24 protein-coding genes and 1 pseudogene are annotated in these 15,130 nt (G+C 64.0%); 10 read left to right on the top strand and 15 right to left on the bottom strand.

Annotation, left to right across the window (positions count from 1 at the left end; genetic code table 11):
• The first annotated feature begins 191 nt into the window (after window positions 1-191).
• The 5 genes from RTU05_RS00775 (at window position 192) to RTU05_RS00755 (ending at window position 4,339) form a co-directional block, all read left to right on the top strand.
• Complete coding sequence (locus tag RTU05_RS00775; protein WP_312594869.1) at window positions 192-671, top strand: MerR family DNA-binding transcriptional regulator; 480 nt, start codon at window positions 192-194, stop codon at window positions 669-671.
• 3 nt (window positions 672-674) lie between these two features.
• Complete coding sequence (locus RTU05_RS00770) at window positions 675-2,459, top strand: acyl-CoA dehydrogenase C-terminal domain-containing protein (RefSeq protein WP_312594867.1); 1,785 nt, start codon at window positions 675-677, stop codon at window positions 2,457-2,459.
• 164 nt (window positions 2,460-2,623) lie between these two features.
• Complete coding sequence (locus RTU05_RS00765; protein ID WP_312594899.1) at window positions 2,624-3,787, top strand: acyl-CoA dehydrogenase family protein; 1,164 nt, start codon at window positions 2,624-2,626, stop codon at window positions 3,785-3,787.
• Window positions 3,788-3,830: 43 nt separating this feature from the next.
• The gene (locus RTU05_RS00760) at window positions 3,831-4,088 is read left to right on the top strand and encodes a type II toxin-antitoxin system prevent-host-death family antitoxin (RefSeq protein ID WP_312594865.1); all 258 of its coding nucleotides are present in this window, start codon (window positions 3,831-3,833) and stop codon (window positions 4,086-4,088) included.
• Window positions 4,085-4,339: a Txe/YoeB family addiction module toxin gene (locus RTU05_RS00755; RefSeq protein ID WP_312594863.1), complete on the top strand. Its 255-nt coding sequence runs from the start codon at window positions 4,085-4,087 to the stop codon at window positions 4,337-4,339. Before RTU05_RS00760 ends, RTU05_RS00755 begins: the two co-directional genes overlap by 4 nt.
• Window positions 4,340-4,344: 5 nt before the next feature.
• Here the strand turns inward: RTU05_RS00755 and RTU05_RS00750 are convergent, their stop codons facing one another.
• Window positions 4,345-5,880, bottom strand: coding sequence for an AarF/UbiB family protein (locus RTU05_RS00750; RefSeq protein ID WP_312594861.1), 1,536 nt, complete (start codon window positions 5,878-5,880; stop codon window positions 4,345-4,347).
• Between the two features lie 96 nt (window positions 5,881-5,976).
• Between RTU05_RS00750 and RTU05_RS00745 the strand changes: the two genes are divergently transcribed.
• Together RTU05_RS00745 and RTU05_RS00740 are read left to right on the top strand one after the other, a co-directional pair.
• Window positions 5,977-6,696, top strand: coding sequence for a 16S rRNA (uracil(1498)-N(3))-methyltransferase (locus tag RTU05_RS00745; protein WP_312594859.1), 720 nt, complete (start codon window positions 5,977-5,979; stop codon window positions 6,694-6,696).
• An 89-nt stretch (window positions 6,697-6,785) separates the two neighbouring features.
• Window positions 6,786-8,147: a glutamate--cysteine ligase gene (locus RTU05_RS00740; protein ID WP_312594857.1), complete on the top strand. Its 1,362-nt coding sequence runs from the start codon at window positions 6,786-6,788 to the stop codon at window positions 8,145-8,147.
• Here the strand turns inward: RTU05_RS00740 and RTU05_RS00735 are convergent.
• On the bottom strand, window positions 8,144-8,875 hold the full coding sequence (locus RTU05_RS00735; RefSeq protein WP_312594855.1) for a hypothetical protein: 732 nt from the start codon (window positions 8,873-8,875) through the stop codon (window positions 8,144-8,146). The genes RTU05_RS00740 and RTU05_RS00735 overlap by 4 nt on opposite strands.
• Before the next feature lie 103 nt (window positions 8,876-8,978).
• Between RTU05_RS00735 and RTU05_RS00730 the strand changes: the two genes are divergently transcribed.
• From RTU05_RS00730 to RTU05_RS00720, 3 genes and pseudogenes are all read left to right on the top strand, one after another.
• Complete coding sequence (locus tag RTU05_RS00730) at window positions 8,979-9,233, top strand: type II toxin-antitoxin system ParD family antitoxin (protein WP_312594853.1); 255 nt, start codon at window positions 8,979-8,981, stop codon at window positions 9,231-9,233.
• Complete coding sequence (locus RTU05_RS00725) at window positions 9,230-9,550, top strand: type II toxin-antitoxin system RelE/ParE family toxin (protein ID WP_312082175.1); 321 nt, start codon at window positions 9,230-9,232, stop codon at window positions 9,548-9,550. The genes RTU05_RS00730 and RTU05_RS00725 overlap by 4 nt, the downstream gene beginning before the upstream one ends.
• Window positions 9,547-9,888 (top strand): annotated as a pseudogene (locus RTU05_RS00720) (DUF72 domain-containing protein); the annotation flags it as partial. The gene RTU05_RS00725 and the pseudogene RTU05_RS00720, both read left to right, overlap by 4 nt.
• 378 nt (window positions 9,889-10,266) lie before the next feature.
• Here RTU05_RS00720 and RTU05_RS00715 read toward each other — a convergent pair.
• From RTU05_RS00715 to RTU05_RS00655, 13 genes are all read right to left on the bottom strand, one after another.
• Window positions 10,267-10,605, bottom strand: a complete 339-nt coding sequence (locus tag RTU05_RS00715; protein ID WP_312594851.1) for a M15 family metallopeptidase — start codon at window positions 10,603-10,605, stop codon at window positions 10,267-10,269.
• A 229-nt stretch (window positions 10,606-10,834) separates the two neighbouring features.
• Entirely contained in the window at window positions 10,835-11,230 is a 396-nt protein-coding gene (locus RTU05_RS00710) for a hypothetical protein (protein ID WP_312594849.1), read from the bottom strand.
• Window positions 11,227-11,355, bottom strand: coding sequence for a hypothetical protein (locus tag RTU05_RS00705; protein ID WP_312594847.1), 129 nt, complete (start codon window positions 11,353-11,355; stop codon window positions 11,227-11,229). Before RTU05_RS00705 ends, RTU05_RS00710 begins: the two co-directional genes overlap by 4 nt.
• Window positions 11,356-11,387: 32 nt before the next feature.
• The gene (locus RTU05_RS00700; RefSeq protein WP_312594845.1) at window positions 11,388-11,600 is read right to left on the bottom strand and encodes a hypothetical protein; all 213 of its coding nucleotides are present in this window, start codon (window positions 11,598-11,600) and stop codon (window positions 11,388-11,390) included.
• Window positions 11,597-11,773, bottom strand: coding sequence for a hypothetical protein (locus tag RTU05_RS00695; protein WP_312594843.1), 177 nt, complete (start codon window positions 11,771-11,773; stop codon window positions 11,597-11,599). The genes RTU05_RS00700 and RTU05_RS00695 overlap by 4 nt, the downstream gene beginning before the upstream one ends.
• Window positions 11,773-12,144, bottom strand: coding sequence for a response regulator (locus RTU05_RS00690; protein ID WP_312594841.1), 372 nt, complete (start codon window positions 12,142-12,144; stop codon window positions 11,773-11,775). Before RTU05_RS00690 ends, RTU05_RS00695 begins: the two co-directional genes overlap by 1 nt.
• The gene (locus RTU05_RS00685) at window positions 12,144-12,323 is read right to left on the bottom strand and encodes a hypothetical protein (protein WP_312594840.1); all 180 of its coding nucleotides are present in this window, start codon (window positions 12,321-12,323) and stop codon (window positions 12,144-12,146) included. Before RTU05_RS00685 ends, RTU05_RS00690 begins: the two co-directional genes overlap by 1 nt.
• On the bottom strand, window positions 12,320-12,463 hold the full coding sequence (locus tag RTU05_RS00680; RefSeq protein WP_312594838.1) for a hypothetical protein: 144 nt from the start codon (window positions 12,461-12,463) through the stop codon (window positions 12,320-12,322). Before RTU05_RS00680 ends, RTU05_RS00685 begins: the two co-directional genes overlap by 4 nt.
• A 336-nt stretch (window positions 12,464-12,799) precedes the next feature.
• On the bottom strand, window positions 12,800-13,606 hold the full coding sequence (locus RTU05_RS00675; RefSeq protein WP_312594836.1) for a site-specific DNA-methyltransferase: 807 nt from the start codon (window positions 13,604-13,606) through the stop codon (window positions 12,800-12,802).
• A 131-nt stretch (window positions 13,607-13,737) separates the two neighbouring features.
• Complete coding sequence (locus RTU05_RS00670) at window positions 13,738-14,034, bottom strand: hypothetical protein (protein ID WP_312594834.1); 297 nt, start codon at window positions 14,032-14,034, stop codon at window positions 13,738-13,740.
• Window positions 14,035-14,424, bottom strand: coding sequence for a hypothetical protein (locus tag RTU05_RS00665; RefSeq protein WP_312594833.1), 390 nt, complete (start codon window positions 14,422-14,424; stop codon window positions 14,035-14,037).
• Window positions 14,421-14,831, bottom strand: coding sequence for a hypothetical protein (locus RTU05_RS00660; RefSeq protein ID WP_312594832.1), 411 nt, complete (start codon window positions 14,829-14,831; stop codon window positions 14,421-14,423). The genes RTU05_RS00665 and RTU05_RS00660 overlap by 4 nt, the downstream gene beginning before the upstream one ends.
• Window positions 14,831-15,130: a hypothetical protein gene (locus RTU05_RS00655; protein ID WP_312594831.1), complete on the bottom strand. Its 300-nt coding sequence runs from the start codon at window positions 15,128-15,130 to the stop codon at window positions 14,831-14,833. The genes RTU05_RS00660 and RTU05_RS00655 overlap by 1 nt, the downstream gene beginning before the upstream one ends.

Genomic DNA, 15,130 nt, shown 5'->3' with positions numbered 1-15,130 from the left:
CACGGCGCGCACGACGAGATCGCACGGGCGTCGTCGTGTTCGTTGTGACCTTGCCGTGCGCGTTGTGATGAACGCCTTTCTATAAGGCCCGCAGGCGCGGGCGAGCGGGTTCCCGAAGCCCGCCGAAAAAGCTTACCCTTACGTGCGCGTAAACTCTTCCCTTTACGTGCGGGTAAAGTTATGGTTGGCGCATGGCCACAGCCGACGATCACAGAACCTATTCCATTCGCCAGCTGTGCCGCGAGTTCGGCGCGACGGCCCGTGCGCTTCGATTCTATGAGGACAAGGGGCTTCTGACTCCCGCCCGCAAGGGCCAGACGCGCGTCTATGACGCCCGCGACCGGGCGCGGCTGAAGCTGATCCTGAGGGGCCGCCGCATCGGCTTCACCCTGCAGGAGATCCAGGACATGATGGATCTCTATGATCAGAAGGACCACAACGTCCATCAGATGGCGGTGGCCCTGGTGCGTCACCGCGCCCAGATCGCCGCCTTGAAACAGCAGCTCGAAGACATCGAAGGCGCCATCGAGACGGCGGAAGCCGCCTGCGCCTGGATGGAATCCAAGCTGTCGGAACATCGCCCGGACCTGCTGCCGGGCGCCGAGGACTACGAGAAGCTGCTCCAGTCCCGCCTCAACCACGACCATCACCCCTTCAAAGCAAGAGCTTGATCCATGGCCTATAAGTCGCCCGTCCGTGACTTCACCTTCATCCTGAACGAAGTGCTGGAGATCGACCGCTACACCAACCAGCCGGGCTTCCAGGACGTGTCGTCGGATCTGGTCGGCCAGATCCTGGAGGAAGGCGCCAAGTTCGCCGACGAGGTGATCGCCCCGATCAACAATCCCGGCGACAAGGAAGGCTGTCACTGGGCCGAGGGCGGCGTGGTCACCGGACCCAAGGGCTGGAAGGAAGCCTATAAGGCCATGTCGGAAGCCGGCTGGATGGCCCTGGCGGCCGACCCGGCCTATGGCGGCCAGGGCATGCCCAGCGTGGTGGCCTCGGCCTTCGGTCAGATGACGGCGGGCGCCTCGGCGGCCTTCTCGATGTATCCGGGCCTGACATCCTCGGCCTATGCCGGGATTCACGCCAGCGCCTCGGACGAGATCAAGACCAAATATCTGCCCAATATGGTGTCCGGCGAATGGTCCGGCACCATGAACCTGACCGAGCCGCAGTGCGGCACCGACCTGGGCATGGTCCGCACCAAGGCCGTCCGCAACGACGACGGCAGCTTCTCGATCACCGGCCAGAAGATCTGGATCTCGGCGGGCGAGCACGACTTCTCGGACAACATCATCCACACGGTGCTGGCGCGCATCGAGGGCGCCGCGCCGGGCATCAAGGGCCTGTCGCTGTTCGTGGTGCCGAAATATCTGGTCAACGAGGACGGCTCGCTGGGCGAACGCAACACGCTGCAATGCGTGGGGCTGGAAGAGAAGATGGGCATCCACGGCAACGCCACCTGCGTCATGCAGTATGAGGGCGCCAAGGGCTGGCTGCTGGGCGAAGAAGGCCGCGGCATGAACAATATGTTCGTGGTCATGAACGAGGCCCGCCTGGGCACCGGCCTCCAGGGTCTGGCCATCGGCACGGCCGCCTATCAGGCCGCCGTCGAGTTCGCCAAGGACCGCCTGCAGGGCCGTTCGCTGACCGGGCCGAAGAACCCGGACGGCCCCGCCGATCCCATCATCGTCCATCCCGACGTGCGCCGGATGCTGCTGGAGGCCCGGGCCTTCGTCGAGGGCGGCCAGGCCTTCATCCTGTGGACCGCGCTTCACGCCGACCTGGAGAAGTCCGAGGACGAGGCCGTCGCCACCAAGGCCAAGGATTACATGGGCCTGCTGACGCCGGTGCTGAAGGCCTATCTGACCGACAAGGGCTTCCATGTCGCCTCCCTGGCGATGCAGGTCCACGGCGGTTCGGGCTATACCGAACACTTCCCCGCCTCGCAGTATCTGCGCGACGCCCGCATCACCATGATCTACGAAGGCGCCAACGGCATCCAGGCGCTGGATCTGGTGGGCCGCAAGCTGCCCTCGGCCGGCGGTCGGGCCATCATGACCTGGTTCGGAGAGATCGACGCCTTCGTCGCCGAGAACAGCGGCAATGAAGCCATCAAACCCTTCGTCGACGGCCTGGCCGACGCCAAGGCCAAGCTGCAGGAGGGGACGATGTGGCTAATGCAGAACGGCATGGCCAACCCTGACAACGCCGGCGCCGCCTCGACCGACTATCTGAACGTCTTCGGCCTGACCGCGCTGGCCTATATGTGGGCGCAGATGGCCAAGGCGGCTCAAGCACAGGTGGAAGCGGGTTCGACCGACTCCTACTACGCCACCAAGCTTCAGACCGGCCGCTACTTCGTCGAGCGCATCCTGCCGGACGCCGAAAGCCACCTGAAGAAGATGAAGACCGGCGCCGACGTGCTGATGGCCATGCCGGCCGAGGCGTTCTGAAGACCACACGTCTCCTCCCCGCTCGGCGGGGAGGTGGCGCGGCGCCTCTTCGGCGCCGTGACGGAGGGGCTCTTTCCGTCGCGCATTCCTGAAACCCAGCGGTGGACAAGCCCCTCCACCGCTTCGCGGTCCCCCTCCCCACGGAGTGGGGAGGAGACATGACAATGAACGTGCTGGGCAGCCCCGAACCCGCCTTCATGCAGGAAGAGGAGATCACCCTCTTCTCCGACAGCGTCGGCAAGTGGATCGACGAGCACGCGCCGCCTGAGAAGGTGCAGGACTGGATCGCCGCCTCCTCGGTGCCGCGCCAGTTGTGGAACGAGGCCGGGGCGGCGGGCCTGCTGGGCCTGTCCATGCCCGAGCAGGACGGCGGCTTCGGCGGCGACTACCGCCATGAGGTCGTGCTGATGCGCCAGCTGGGCTGGAAGGGCGCGGATCACTTCGGCATCAGCCTGCACAATGCGATCGTCATGCCCTACATCTGGCATTACGGCACCGAGGAGCAGAAGCAGCGCTGGCTGCCGCGTCTGCAATCGGGCGAACTGGTCGGCGCCATCGCCATGACCGAGCCGGGCGCTGGATCGGACCTGCAAGGGATCAAGACCACCGCCATCAGGTCGGGCGACGGCTATGTCGTCAACGGCTCCAAGACCTTCATCACCAACGGCCAGCTGGCCAATCTGATCATCGTGGCGGTCAAGACCGACCCGGCGGAAGGCGCCAAGGGCGTGTCCCTGATCGTGGTCGAGACCGACGGCGCCGACGGCTTCGAACGCGGCCGCAATCTGCACAAGATCGGCATGGAGGCCAACGACACCTCCGAACTGTTCTTCAACGACGTGAAGGTGTCCGGCGACAACATCATCGGCGGCGGCGAGGGTCAGGGCTTTGTCCAGTTGATGCAGCAACTGCCGCAGGAACGGCTGAACATCGCCGTTCAGGGCGTCGCCGCCGCCGAGCGCGGCCTCGAGGCGACCCTGGCCTACGTCAAGGAGCGCAAGGCCTTCGGCAAGCGAATCCTGGACTTCCAGAACACCCAGTTCAAACTGGCCGAGGTCAAGACCAAGCTGACCGTGGCCAAGGTCTTCGTCGACCACTGCATCGGCCTGCATCTGCAGGGCAAGCTCGACGCCGCCACCGCCTCCATGGCCAAATACTGGGTCACCGACATCCAGGGCGAAACCATCGACGAGATGCTGCAACTGCACGGCGGATACGGCTATATGAACGAATACGCCGTCGCCCAGCTGTACAAGGACGCGCGGGTGCAGCGCATCTATGGCGGCACGAACGAGATCATGAAGCTGCTGATCGCGCGGACGCTCTGACAGCCCGCTTGCCTCAATGTACAGAATTCTGTACATTTAGGCCATGAACGCAATGTCTGTCACTGAACTCCGCAAGAACCTCGCCTCGGCCATCGACCAGGTGACGGCGGATCATGACTACACCATCATCACCCGCGAGGGCGGCAAGCCGGCGGCGGTGCTGATGTCGCTGGAGGACTTCGCCTCCTGGCAGGAGACAGACTATCTGCTGCGCAGCCCGGCGAACCGCGAGGCTCTGCGCGCCTCGATCGCCGAACTTGAAGCGGGCGGCGGTCAGGCGCGCGAACTGATCGAGGAATGAACCTCATATTCTCGGCCCGCGCCTGGACCCAGTATGTCGAGTGGCAGGAAACCGATCGCAGGGCCCTCGAGAAGATAAACGCCCTGATCAAGGACTGTCAGCGCACGCCCTTCACCGGGTCCGGCAAGCCTGAACCCTTGAAGGGCGAACTGTCGGGATGGTGGTCCCGCCGTATCGATCAGGAACACCGGCTGGTCTATCGCGCGTCTGAGGCGGGATTGGAGATCGTTCAGTGCCGCTATCACTATTGACCGCCTCAGCGGCCCAGCCACGCCACCGCGACCAGACCCAGCGCGATCAGCCCGCCCGCGCCGACGATGGAAAGCCCGATCCAGCGGCCTGCCTGGGTCACGGCCTGGGCCGTCTGGCGGTCGCCAGCGCCCTGGCCGTCCGCCTCGCGCAACAGACGCCGCGACACCGCCCGGATGATGCGGGGCAGGTCGCCGCCTGACGCCGAGAGGTCCAGCAGGGCGCCGACCAATTGATTCTGCACCGCGCCCAGGCTGCGCGGTGAAAACACCACCCGTTTCCAGGCGCCGCTCATGGCGCGCAACAGATCGAAGTCGGGATCGACGCGCGACAGCACCCCCTCGATGGTGACGAGGGCCTTGAGGATCAGCATCAGATCGGGCGGGGCGGCGACCCGCTCCTGGCGCATCAGGGCCATCATGTCGGCGACGATGGCGGGCAGGTCCACCTGACCCTGGCCATGACGCGCGATCAGCCGTTCGGCGCCCGCCCTCAGGCTCTGGGACGGCACGTCCGCGCCCTCGGTCCAGTCGGCCAGAACCTCGGCCATCCGCTGGGCGTCGCCGCCCGCCAGCGCCTGGACGAAGCCGATCAGTTCCGCCCGGCGGCGCGGCGTGACTACGCCCACCATGCCGAAGTCCAGCAGGCCCACCCGATCCCCCGACATGGCCCGGAGATTGCCGGGGTGAGGATCGGCGTGGAACCGGCCATTGACCAGAACCATGTCCAGCACCGCGTCCGCGCCGATGCGGGCCAGACGGTGAGGATCGACGCCCCCCGCCCGCAGCCGCTCGGCGTCAATCGGCGCGATGCCGTCCAGATAGTCCTGAACCAGCACCCCGTCGGTGGTGTAGTCCCAATAGACGGCCGGGATGACCACGTCGGGATTGGCGGCGAAGTCGGCGGCGAACCGGTCCGTGTTGCGCCCCTCCTTGGTGAAATCAAGCTCGTCCAGCATGGCCTCGGACAACTGGGCGACCAGGGCGCGGGGGCGGTAGCGGGCGATTTCGCCGCTGGCCTGTTCCGCCTTTCGCGCCAGTTCGGCGATCAGGCGCAGATCGGCCTCGACGCGCGGCCGCACGCCGGGACGGCGAATCTTGACCACCACCTCGGTCCCGTCATGCAGGGCGGCGCGGTGGACCTGGGCGATGGAGGCGGCAGCCAGGGGCGCAACGTCGAAACGGGCGAACACCTGTTCCGGCGGACCGCCCAAAGCGGCCTCCACATCCGGGCGCAGGATGTCGAAATCCAAGGTGGCGCCGCCGCTTTGCAGCCGTTCGAACTCTTCGATCCAATCGGGGGGCAACAGGTCGGAGCGGGTCGACAGAATCTGGCCCAGCTTGATGAAGGTCGGGCCCAACGCCTGGAGCGCCAGACGGGTGCGCCGCGACAAAGGCTCCGCGCCCGCGTCCTCGACCCCGCCCGCGTCGCGATCCAGACCCAGCCGGGCCAGAACCGCGCCCAGGCCAAAACGGGCCGCGATGCCCGAGATTTCCGTCAGACGTTTTCGATCGCGCGCAGCAACAGCCAAGGTTGTGAACATGGCCAGACAAACGCCGGGTGAAGGGCGACGTTCCATCCCGCCTCAAGCCGCCGTCAGGGATTGGTTCACCCCCCTAAACCGCGATATGCACGCGCCATGATCCGTCTGCATGTTCAGGGCGCCCTGGCGCCCGCCGCCCCCGTCGCGCCCACGCTGGACCAGTCCCGCTATCTGACCCAGGTCATGCGGCTGAAGGCCGGGGACGAGCTGTTGGTCTTCAACGGCCGCGACGGCGAATGGCGCGCCTCGGTCGCCGAGGTGCTGAAGAAGGGCGTCATCCTGCGCGCCGAGGAACAGGTGCGGGCCCAGACCTATGGCCCTGATCTGGAGCTGATCGTCGCCGTGGTGAAGAAGACACGCGTCGAGACTATCGTGGAAAAGGCCGCCGAGTTGGGCGTGCGGCGCGTCCGGCTGGTCCTGACCCAACGCACCAACGCGGACCGCATCCGTCTGGACCGGCTGGACGCCATCGCCGAGGAAGCCGCCGAACAGACCGGGCGTCTGGATGTTCCCGCCGTCGATGATCCGGTCAGGCTGGATGCTGTGCTGAACGGCTGGGAGGACGGGCGCCGCCTGATGTTCTGTGACGAAACCGGCGGCGCGCCTGCGGTATCGGCCCTGCGGAATGCAGGCGAAGGGCCGTGGTCGATCCTGATCGGGCCAGAGGGCGGGTTCTCGCCGGAAGAGGGCGAACGCCTGCGGTCCCTGCCCTTCACCACCGCCGTTTCTCTGGGCCCGCGCATCCTGCGCGCCGACACCGCCGCCATCGCCGCCATGACTCTGTGGCAGGCCGCGGTCGGCGATTGGGAACGATAAGTGTAACGGATACTCTTGAGCCGCGCCGCAATCTTGCCCATCTAGCCGCGACAGACGGTCGCGTACGGCGCGCCGCAGGGGACTGACGCATGACCGAGAACGCGCCGCTGAGCCGCAACGCCCTGATCGAGGCCATGTCCAAGGGCGCCAAGCCCAAGGATCAATGGCGCATCGGCGCCGAGCACGAAAAGTTCGGCTTCGACAAGATCACCCTGGCGCGCCCGGCCTATGAGGGCGAGGGCGGCATCAAGGCCATGCTGGAGGGGCTTCGGCGGTTCGGCTGGTCGCGGGTCGAGGAGAACGGCGTCCTGATCGGCCTGGAACGCAAGAACGCCGAAGGCTTCACCGCGTCCGTCAGCCTGGAGCCGGGCGGCCAGCTGGAGCTGTCGGGCGCCCCGCTGCTGACCATCCACGACATCTGCAACGAGACCGGCCAGCATCTGATGGAGGTCAAGCAGGTGGCCGACCAGATCGGCGTCGGCTTCCTGGGCGCCGGTTTCGACCCCCTGTGGACCCGCGAACAGGTGCCGGTCATGCCCAAGGGCCGCTATGACATCATGCGCGCCTATATGCCCAAGGTCGGGACCCTGGGCCTGGACATGATGCTGCGCACCTGCACCATCCAGGCGAACCTGGACTTCGATTCCGAGGCCGACATGGTGCTGAAGTTCCGCACCTCCCTGGCGCTGCAGCCCATCGCCACGGCCCTGTTCGCCTGTTCGCCCTTCACCGAGGGCCGCCCCAACGGCTTCCTGTCGGCCCGCGCCAATGTGTGGACCGACACCGACGCCGACCGCACCGGGATGCTGGGCTTTGTTTACGAGGACGGTTTCGGCTTCGAGCGCTATGCCGACTATGCGCTGGACACGCCGATGTATTTCGCCAAACGCGACGGCCATTACGTCGACGCCTCGGGCCAGTCGTTCCGCGATTTCCAGGCCGGCAAACTGCCTGCCTTGCCCGGTCAGTTCCCCACGATCAAGGACTGGAACGACCATCTGACCACCCTCTTCCCCGAGGTGCGGCTGAAAGCCTATCTGGAAATGCGCGGCGCCGACGGCGGGCCGTGGAGCCGCATCTGCGCCCTGCCCGCCCTGTGGGCAGGGGTTCTGTACGACGCGCCTTCGCTGGCCGCCGCCTGGGACCTGGTCAAGGACTGGGACATCGCCGATCACGAGCGCCTGCGCCGCGACGTGACGCGCCTGGGCCTGAAGGCCGAGGTCGCGGGCCGCAGCGTGCGCGACATCGCCGTCGATCTGGTCGCCATCGCCAAACAGGGGCTGAAGAACCGCGCCAAATTCTCGGGCGGCATGGTGGACGAGCGCGGCTATCTGTCGGAACTGGAAGACATCGCCGACAGCGGGATCACCCCGGCCGAACGCCTGCTGGACCTGTATCACGGCGCCTGGCAGGGTGACGTCAAACGCATCTACGCCGACTTCGCCTATTAGGGCGTGGTGTAGTCCGAACAGTCGGGCAGTTTGCGATCCGGGCGGTATTCGCCGGCAGCGGCGTCAAACGTGAACCGGCGCGTGAAACTGCATTTCGGATCGCGCGCGGTGACCAGGTCGGCGGGCTTCAGCGGCGGCTTCTCCAGCGAGTCCTCGGATCGCGAGGCGCCGCGCGGATAGGCAGTCGCGGTGGTCGCATAGGTCAGCACGGGCAGGGCCTCGCCCGCCGCCTCGACGGTCAGCACGCCCTCGAAGTTGTACTCGTCGTGGCAGGCGCCCGCCCTCTGCGCCATGTCCTCCTCGCCGAAACAGGCCCGGATCGTCAGCGAAGCCTGGAGCGGCACGGACAGGACCGGCGTCGACGCCGCATCGCCATGGGCATCCAGCCGATAAAGCCGCAACGCCGTCGCCTGGCCGCCGCCGCCCGAATACATGCTTTGGGTCTCCACCCGCACCCCGGCCAGGGCGCCGCCGTCGGGCAGGCGGATCAGGCCGAGCCACGGCTGAAAGCTCTCGACCGCGCTGTTCTCGGGCTTGGCTATGGCGGTCGCCTCGTCGGCCCGGCGCAGGACGGGTCGCACCACCGGCTCGCCATCCTGCACACCCCCCGCCAAGGCCACGCACCAGGCCCCGTCGCCGGTGCAGGCGCGATCCTCGACGCGCGTCAGGGTCTGCAAGCCGCCCCTGTCGGACTGAAGCGCGGCGATCAAAAGAAGGGCGGCGATCATGCCGTCATCCTATCCAAGCCGGATCGCGACGCCAGCCTATATCGCCAGACCAAACTTGACAAGGATTGCCAAAGCGCCAACTCCTGTCGTCAGGAGGCCGACCATGGCGACAATGAACATCTCCCTGCCCGATCCGATGAAGGCCTGGGTCGAGGAACAGGCCAGATCCGGCCGCTACGCCAACACGTCCGACGTGGTGCGCGACCTGATCCGCCGCGAACAGATCAAGGCCGAGAAGATCGCGCATATGCAAAGGCTGATCGACGAGGGCCGGGCAAGCGGGATCAGCGACATGACCATGGCCGACATTCGCGCCGAAGCTCTTTCTCGCATAACCGCGCGGCGTAAGGCGGGATGAGCGGCTATCGGCTCTCGAAGGAGGCGAGCGAGGATCTCGTCGCCATCTATATTCAGGGCCACGACCAATTCGGTCCGCGACAGGCCGACCGATATCAGGACGATCTGGACGCTCTGTTTCGTCGCCTTGCCGCGACGCCGACCATTGCGCGGTTGCGTTTGGAGTATGCCCCGCCGGTTCGGGTGTTTGTCTTCAAAGCCCACGTGATCATCTATGATCAGGAACCGGACGGCGTCCTCATCCAGCGGGTTCGGCACGGACACGAAGATTGGCAGGGCGACCCTTACGGATCCAGCGACGAAGGCGACCACCCATGACCCATCCCATCCATGTCGGCATCGGCGGCTGGACGTTCGAGCCGTGGCGCGGAGTCTTCTATCCCGAGGGGTTGGTGCAGAAGCGCGAGCTGGAATATGCGGCGTCGAAACTGACCTCGATCGAGATCAACGGCACCTATTATTCGACGTTCAAGCCCGACAGCTGGAGGAAGTGGCGCGACGAGACGCCCGCCGGTTTCGTCTTCTCGGTCAAGGCCAGCCGCTACTGCACCAATCGCAAGGTGCTGTCCGACGGGGCCGAGAGCTTCGACCGTTTTCTGTCGCAGGGCCTGAGCGGGCTGGGCGACAAGCTGGGGCCGATCAACTGGCAGTTCATGACATGTCTTACTATTGTTCAACCCTATCCCCTGCGATCCCGCGATCTCCACAGGCATGAGAACAAATGTGGAACATAGGCTTGAGGGAATCGGTTATGGCCGAGCGATGGGCTTCAATCCCCGATATCGATTATGGACCCGCGAGAACTGGATGGGTCACGCTCCGACGATCCACGACATGGCTCGCCGGGGCTGGAGCCTGACACTTCATTGTAGCCGATGCCGCTTCGCCACCCGCGCCGACCCTGAAAAGATCATCCGGGTCAAAGGCCGGGAATTCAGTCCGTGGGGGAAGTCGGCGAAATGCCCGGCGCTTCATTGTGGCGGTCGAATGAGGCTTCGCGCTTATGCGCCCGGCCCCAACGAGACCATCGATATCTAGGCCAGTTCGAAGTGTGGCCGGTCAGGCGTGGACCAATCGGCCCCGGCGGTGATCCGAACACCTTCCATGAGAGCGGCGCGCTTCATGGCGTCCACGATCTTGGCGAACTTGGTGAGGTCGTTCCAATCCACCGGATAGGGACACAGATCGACCGCGTGGCCGTAGCCAGACGCTTGGATGAAGTGGTTCGACTTGAGGGTCCACGACACTTTCTTCCCCGGCGCCGTGCGACCTTGAGCGTAAAGCTGGCGCTGGCGCTCCGGGGTGCGGACGCCTTCGGTCACTAGGAAGTCTTGGGTGGTGATCGAGATCGCGCGTTTGACGACGCGGACCATGTTGGGGTGGACACCCTTGAGAGCGTCCAGAGAGCGTTGGGATAGGCTGGCCATCCCATATTTAGGAAAGTCAGGCGCGGACCATCGGGGAAGAGCTTTCGTCACACTCACGTCCGATGGCCCGACTGGATCGGTGCAACGATCCGCCGCCAATATTTATTCTGAGCCAAAACGGTCGGGAGCGACCCGGCTCAGACCTGACGCGAGCGAGGCTCCCGATACAGTCGCGTCAGTGTTCGTTCGCCTCGGTCGGCCATTGGCAATGGGGAGCCTCGGCGACGATCTGGCGATCTTTGATCCCGGTCATCAGCCGGTGTTGGCGATGCTGTTCAGCCGTCAGGTCGGCCGATCCGGGCGGGAGTTTCCCGGCCGCTTCCTCCACGCGCAACGAGGCGACCAGCGCAGCATTGGCCGCGTCCAATCCAGCCTGAGCGTTCAGGTTATCTTGGTGTGAAGCGATCAGGCGGTCGGTCTTGGCGATAGCCGCCGCGACCATCACGGGATCAGCCATGTCCATGGTTTCGTAGGTCATCGCCGCAACCTCGGCCAGACATTGAGCCGTGTGTTGGTAGGGGCGTTCTTGTGGCGCTCCGGCCAAGGCCAGCGCCGTCAGGATGATGATCATTTCGATTGTCCCTTCACCGGCGTCGCCGCTCGCGGCTTAGCCTTGCGCTTCTTCCAAGCTTCCTTGGCGATCATCGACCGACGCTCGCTCTCCCGCCGCTGAACTTCGTCAGACATGGCCTTCATGATATCTTCGACGGTTGTCCGTTCGCACATGGTCAGTCCCCGATGATCAGGCCGCGTGTCGTCGTCCCGGCGTTGGCCGACGTGCGGAAGTGTGTGTGGTCCAGACCATGGCGATCAGCCGCCTCGATCAGGGTGTTGCGGGTCCGGGCCGAGGGCCGGAGGTAGAGGTAGCGACACACGCCCCTCCACGACCGGCTCTTGGCGATGGCGATGGCCAGCCGGTCGGCGGGGATGATTTGCCTCATGCGCCGCGCTCCGAGACCAACAAGTCGCGGACGATGTTGCGAGCGAGCGCCGTGGCCAGTTTGCCCCGAAGTTCCGCGTTCTCCAGTTGGACCCGTTGGTAGTCGGTGATCAGCCAATCAAGGTGATCATCGATCTCAACCTGAAGCTTGGTGACCTCTTCCAAGAGTTTCATCACGCGACCTCCGACAGAGGGTGGCCGACGACCGCTCGCAAGAGCTTGGCTTCGTCCAACGGTTTGGAGAGGATCGCTTCCGGCATGGCCGAGACCATCCGGCCAAGGCTGACCTGATCCCTGTAGGCGGATTGGAAGATGATCCGGGTCTTGGGATTGTCGCGGGTCATGGCCAGAGCCGCGTCCACACCATCCCGGCGACCTTTGCCGAGGTTGTAGTCGCAGATCGCCAGATCATGGGGATCGACCCGGTTGATCGCTTCGGCGCCCTCGGCGGTCTCGGCGGTCGTGACACGGTGGCCAGCCTCTTCGAGGATCATGGTCATGGCCATGCTGATCAGGGGTTCGTCTTCGAGGATCAGGACGCGCATCATTCGTCCCCTTTCAGAATTTGGCGGTGGTGAACGCGGACGATGGAATGGATTTTGTCCAAGCCATCGAGGCTCCAGTCCGACATGAGGACGGCGAGAATGTCCGCGATGGTCTTGTCGCCAATGGCGACCCGCCGGTCATATTTTTCGAGAAGCGCGGTGATGGCCTGAACGCTCATGCCTTCCTCGCCTTCTTGGCGGGTTTCGCTTCGAGTTCAGCCACACGCCGTTCGGCTTTGATGGCGCGGGTGGTCAGTTGTTCAACGCGGGCTTCGAGAGCCTTGATGCGGTTGAGGTAGTCGAGGGTTTCGTTGGTCATGGTTGAAAGGTCTCCTTCATTCAGATGTTCAGTTCATCGCGTCTCCAATGTCCGTTTCCGATGGACTTATAATCTTCGAAAACATGAAGGATTACAAGCCCTCGGCCGGTAAGCCGGATGCGAGCGCTTTCGAAATACTCACGGATCGCAGCCTGAATCCTCACTAATACCCACCTGAGCGTCAGGCGAGCGTCTGTGTCCTCGCGAAATACAGTTCGACGCGGTTATTCAGGAATCCGACGAAAATAAATTGTCTAGTTGGAGGTTGATCAGGTCAGGTGGCGAGCGGGATCGGGCGACGCTCATTTCTGTCTTGAATATTTGCCCGCTGAATATTCAGGCTGCGAGGACGGTCGGCCAGCGGTCGGCCATGATTTTAAGCGATTTCGGATCACGCTCGATCAAGACGGCTTTTCGGCCGTGGGCGAGCGCCGCCGCTCCGGTCGTGCCAGAGCCAGCGAACGGGTCCATGACCGTATCGCCCGCGTTGGAACACGCCAGAACGATCCGCTCGATCATGGCTTGAGGATAGGGACAGGCGTGACCGCGTTTGGCTTCGCCTTGGAGCGGAGCGTAGCTCCAGACGTCAGAGGGATTGGCGCCAAGGGGATGATTTCGTGGATCGTCCTGTCGCGTCGTCTGGCGAACTTGGTCGAGGTTGAAGGTGTAGCTCTTCGGGTTTTTCACAAGCCACACCCACCGTTCAGAACGGGTGGAGAACCGCGACAGCGTGGCGACGTGGCGTTGACGGTCCCAAATCACCTCTTGGATCATGGTCAAGCCACAGTCGCGGAACACCGGCCAAAGGTAGTATGTCAGAGGGATGCGCGAGCGTTCAGACGCTTTGTGGTGGCCGATGTTGATCCACATCGCGCCATCGTCCGCCAGCGTTTTCGCGGCGGCTTCGATATAGGCGCGGGTGAAATCAACGTAGGCGTCCACGCTCTCGAAGGTGTCGCCGTATTCCATGCCGATGTTCAGGTAAGGCGGCGACGTGATCATGAGCTTGACCGAGCCAGCGACCATCGCCGCCATCTGGTCAAGACAGTGACCGGCCATGATTTCAGCAGAAGCGACGCGATGGGAAGTCTCCATCCTATAGTTAGCCAGCGAGAAATCGGCGAGGCTGACGATGTTGCTCAAGTGATGCTCCGTTGTTGCCGTGACCTCTTTGGCCACAGTCAAATCATGAGGCCGATCCCCGATCTGTCACCCATTTCTGGCTGGATTTATTTCACCGGATTCTGGTTGCCAGACCGGGAAAGTGTGAGAGGTCAGCGCTTCTCGACGTCTCGGATGATCTCGCGCTGGCGCTCCCCGGCGCCCAGACGACCAGCGCGTTCGCAACGCCACGCGGCGAAACCAGCGAGATCATAGCTGGACGCTTCCGCCTCGGTGCCATTGACGATGTAGTCGGCTTTGCGAGGCCACTGGCAAATGTTCGGATCGAAAAACGACGGATCGATCTGGACCGCCACATAGACGGTCTCGGTGACCGTCCGCGTAGTTCCACAAGCGCCAAGGCCGAGCGCGGTCAGGATCAAGGTCAGGGTGATGATGGGCTTCATCATCTAGTTAGCCTCGGCGTCCAGCATCGCTTCGATGGCGTCGATGGTCGCGACTTTCACCGGACTGATCGCCGGGTTCGGAAGCTCCCCGGATGCAATGTCGCGCTGGATCACCGCGTCAGCGGCTGCGGTCTCGCGATAGATGATGGTCCGTTCGGTGGCGTAGCCTTGAGCCGCCCGGCTGTTCTTGGACGCTTGTTCACGCTCGAAGCGAAGGTTGCCCTCGGCTTGTTCGACGGCTTCCTCAAGCTGGTCGATCTTCGGCTGATACTCGGCCACGACGTTGGCGCGGATCGTCTGTTCATGGCTCTTCAGCCAGAACATGCCGCCGCCGATGATCACAAGGATCGCAGCGCCAGCGAGGACGTAACGGTTGGTCAGAAGGCCGATCACTTCGAAGCCTCCGGGGGATGGTTCTGGACCGGCGCCGGGACGTGTTGCTGGATCACGGCCGGGACCGTCAGTTGAGCTTGTGGGTTGGACGATTGGCCGGGTTTGATCAGGACCATCCCGAGGACCGCTCCCATCACCGCCACCACGATCAGCCAGACTAGCTTGGTGATGTGGCCGTTGATTTTCTCGACGTCTTTCTCAAGACCGGCCGAGCGAGTTTCGGCCGTTGCCGCGACCGCGATCAGCTTCTGGTCGTAGTTTGCTTTTTCGTGGCGAGTGCGGTCAGCCGCCGCCTTCTCAACTTCGTCCACCTTCTTTTCGATCATGGTGATCCGGGTGTCGTTGAGCGTGATCAGCGCGTCGAGTTTTGTCTCAACGCGAACCAGACGTTCGGAGGTGTCGTCCATTACAGGTCTTTCACCGAGACCTTGGCCGAGCGGTTGAAGCGACGGCCGTCCACCAGCGTCACTTCGCAAGCCAGCGTGTAGGTCTTGCCGACCGTCCCGCCTTCAAGATCGGCCACGACCGAGTGAGGACCGACCAGCGTTCCGGTCATTTCGAGCGAACCGTCGCCGTCCACGATCTCGACGGTGGCCGTCTCGATGACGGCGACATCACCGTTGGCTTGGTCGGTCAAAAAGTCCGTCCAGTCGAAGAGGTAGTCAGAAAGATCGCGTGGATCGCGGGTCGGGAATTTTTCAGCCAT

The organism is Brevundimonas sp. (assembly GCF_032017145.1).
Taxonomy (GTDB): domain Bacteria; phylum Pseudomonadota; class Alphaproteobacteria; order Caulobacterales; family Caulobacteraceae; genus Brevundimonas.
Note: the sequence above shows the minus strand (reverse complement) of the source record. Positions and strands in the feature narration are given on the sequence as shown.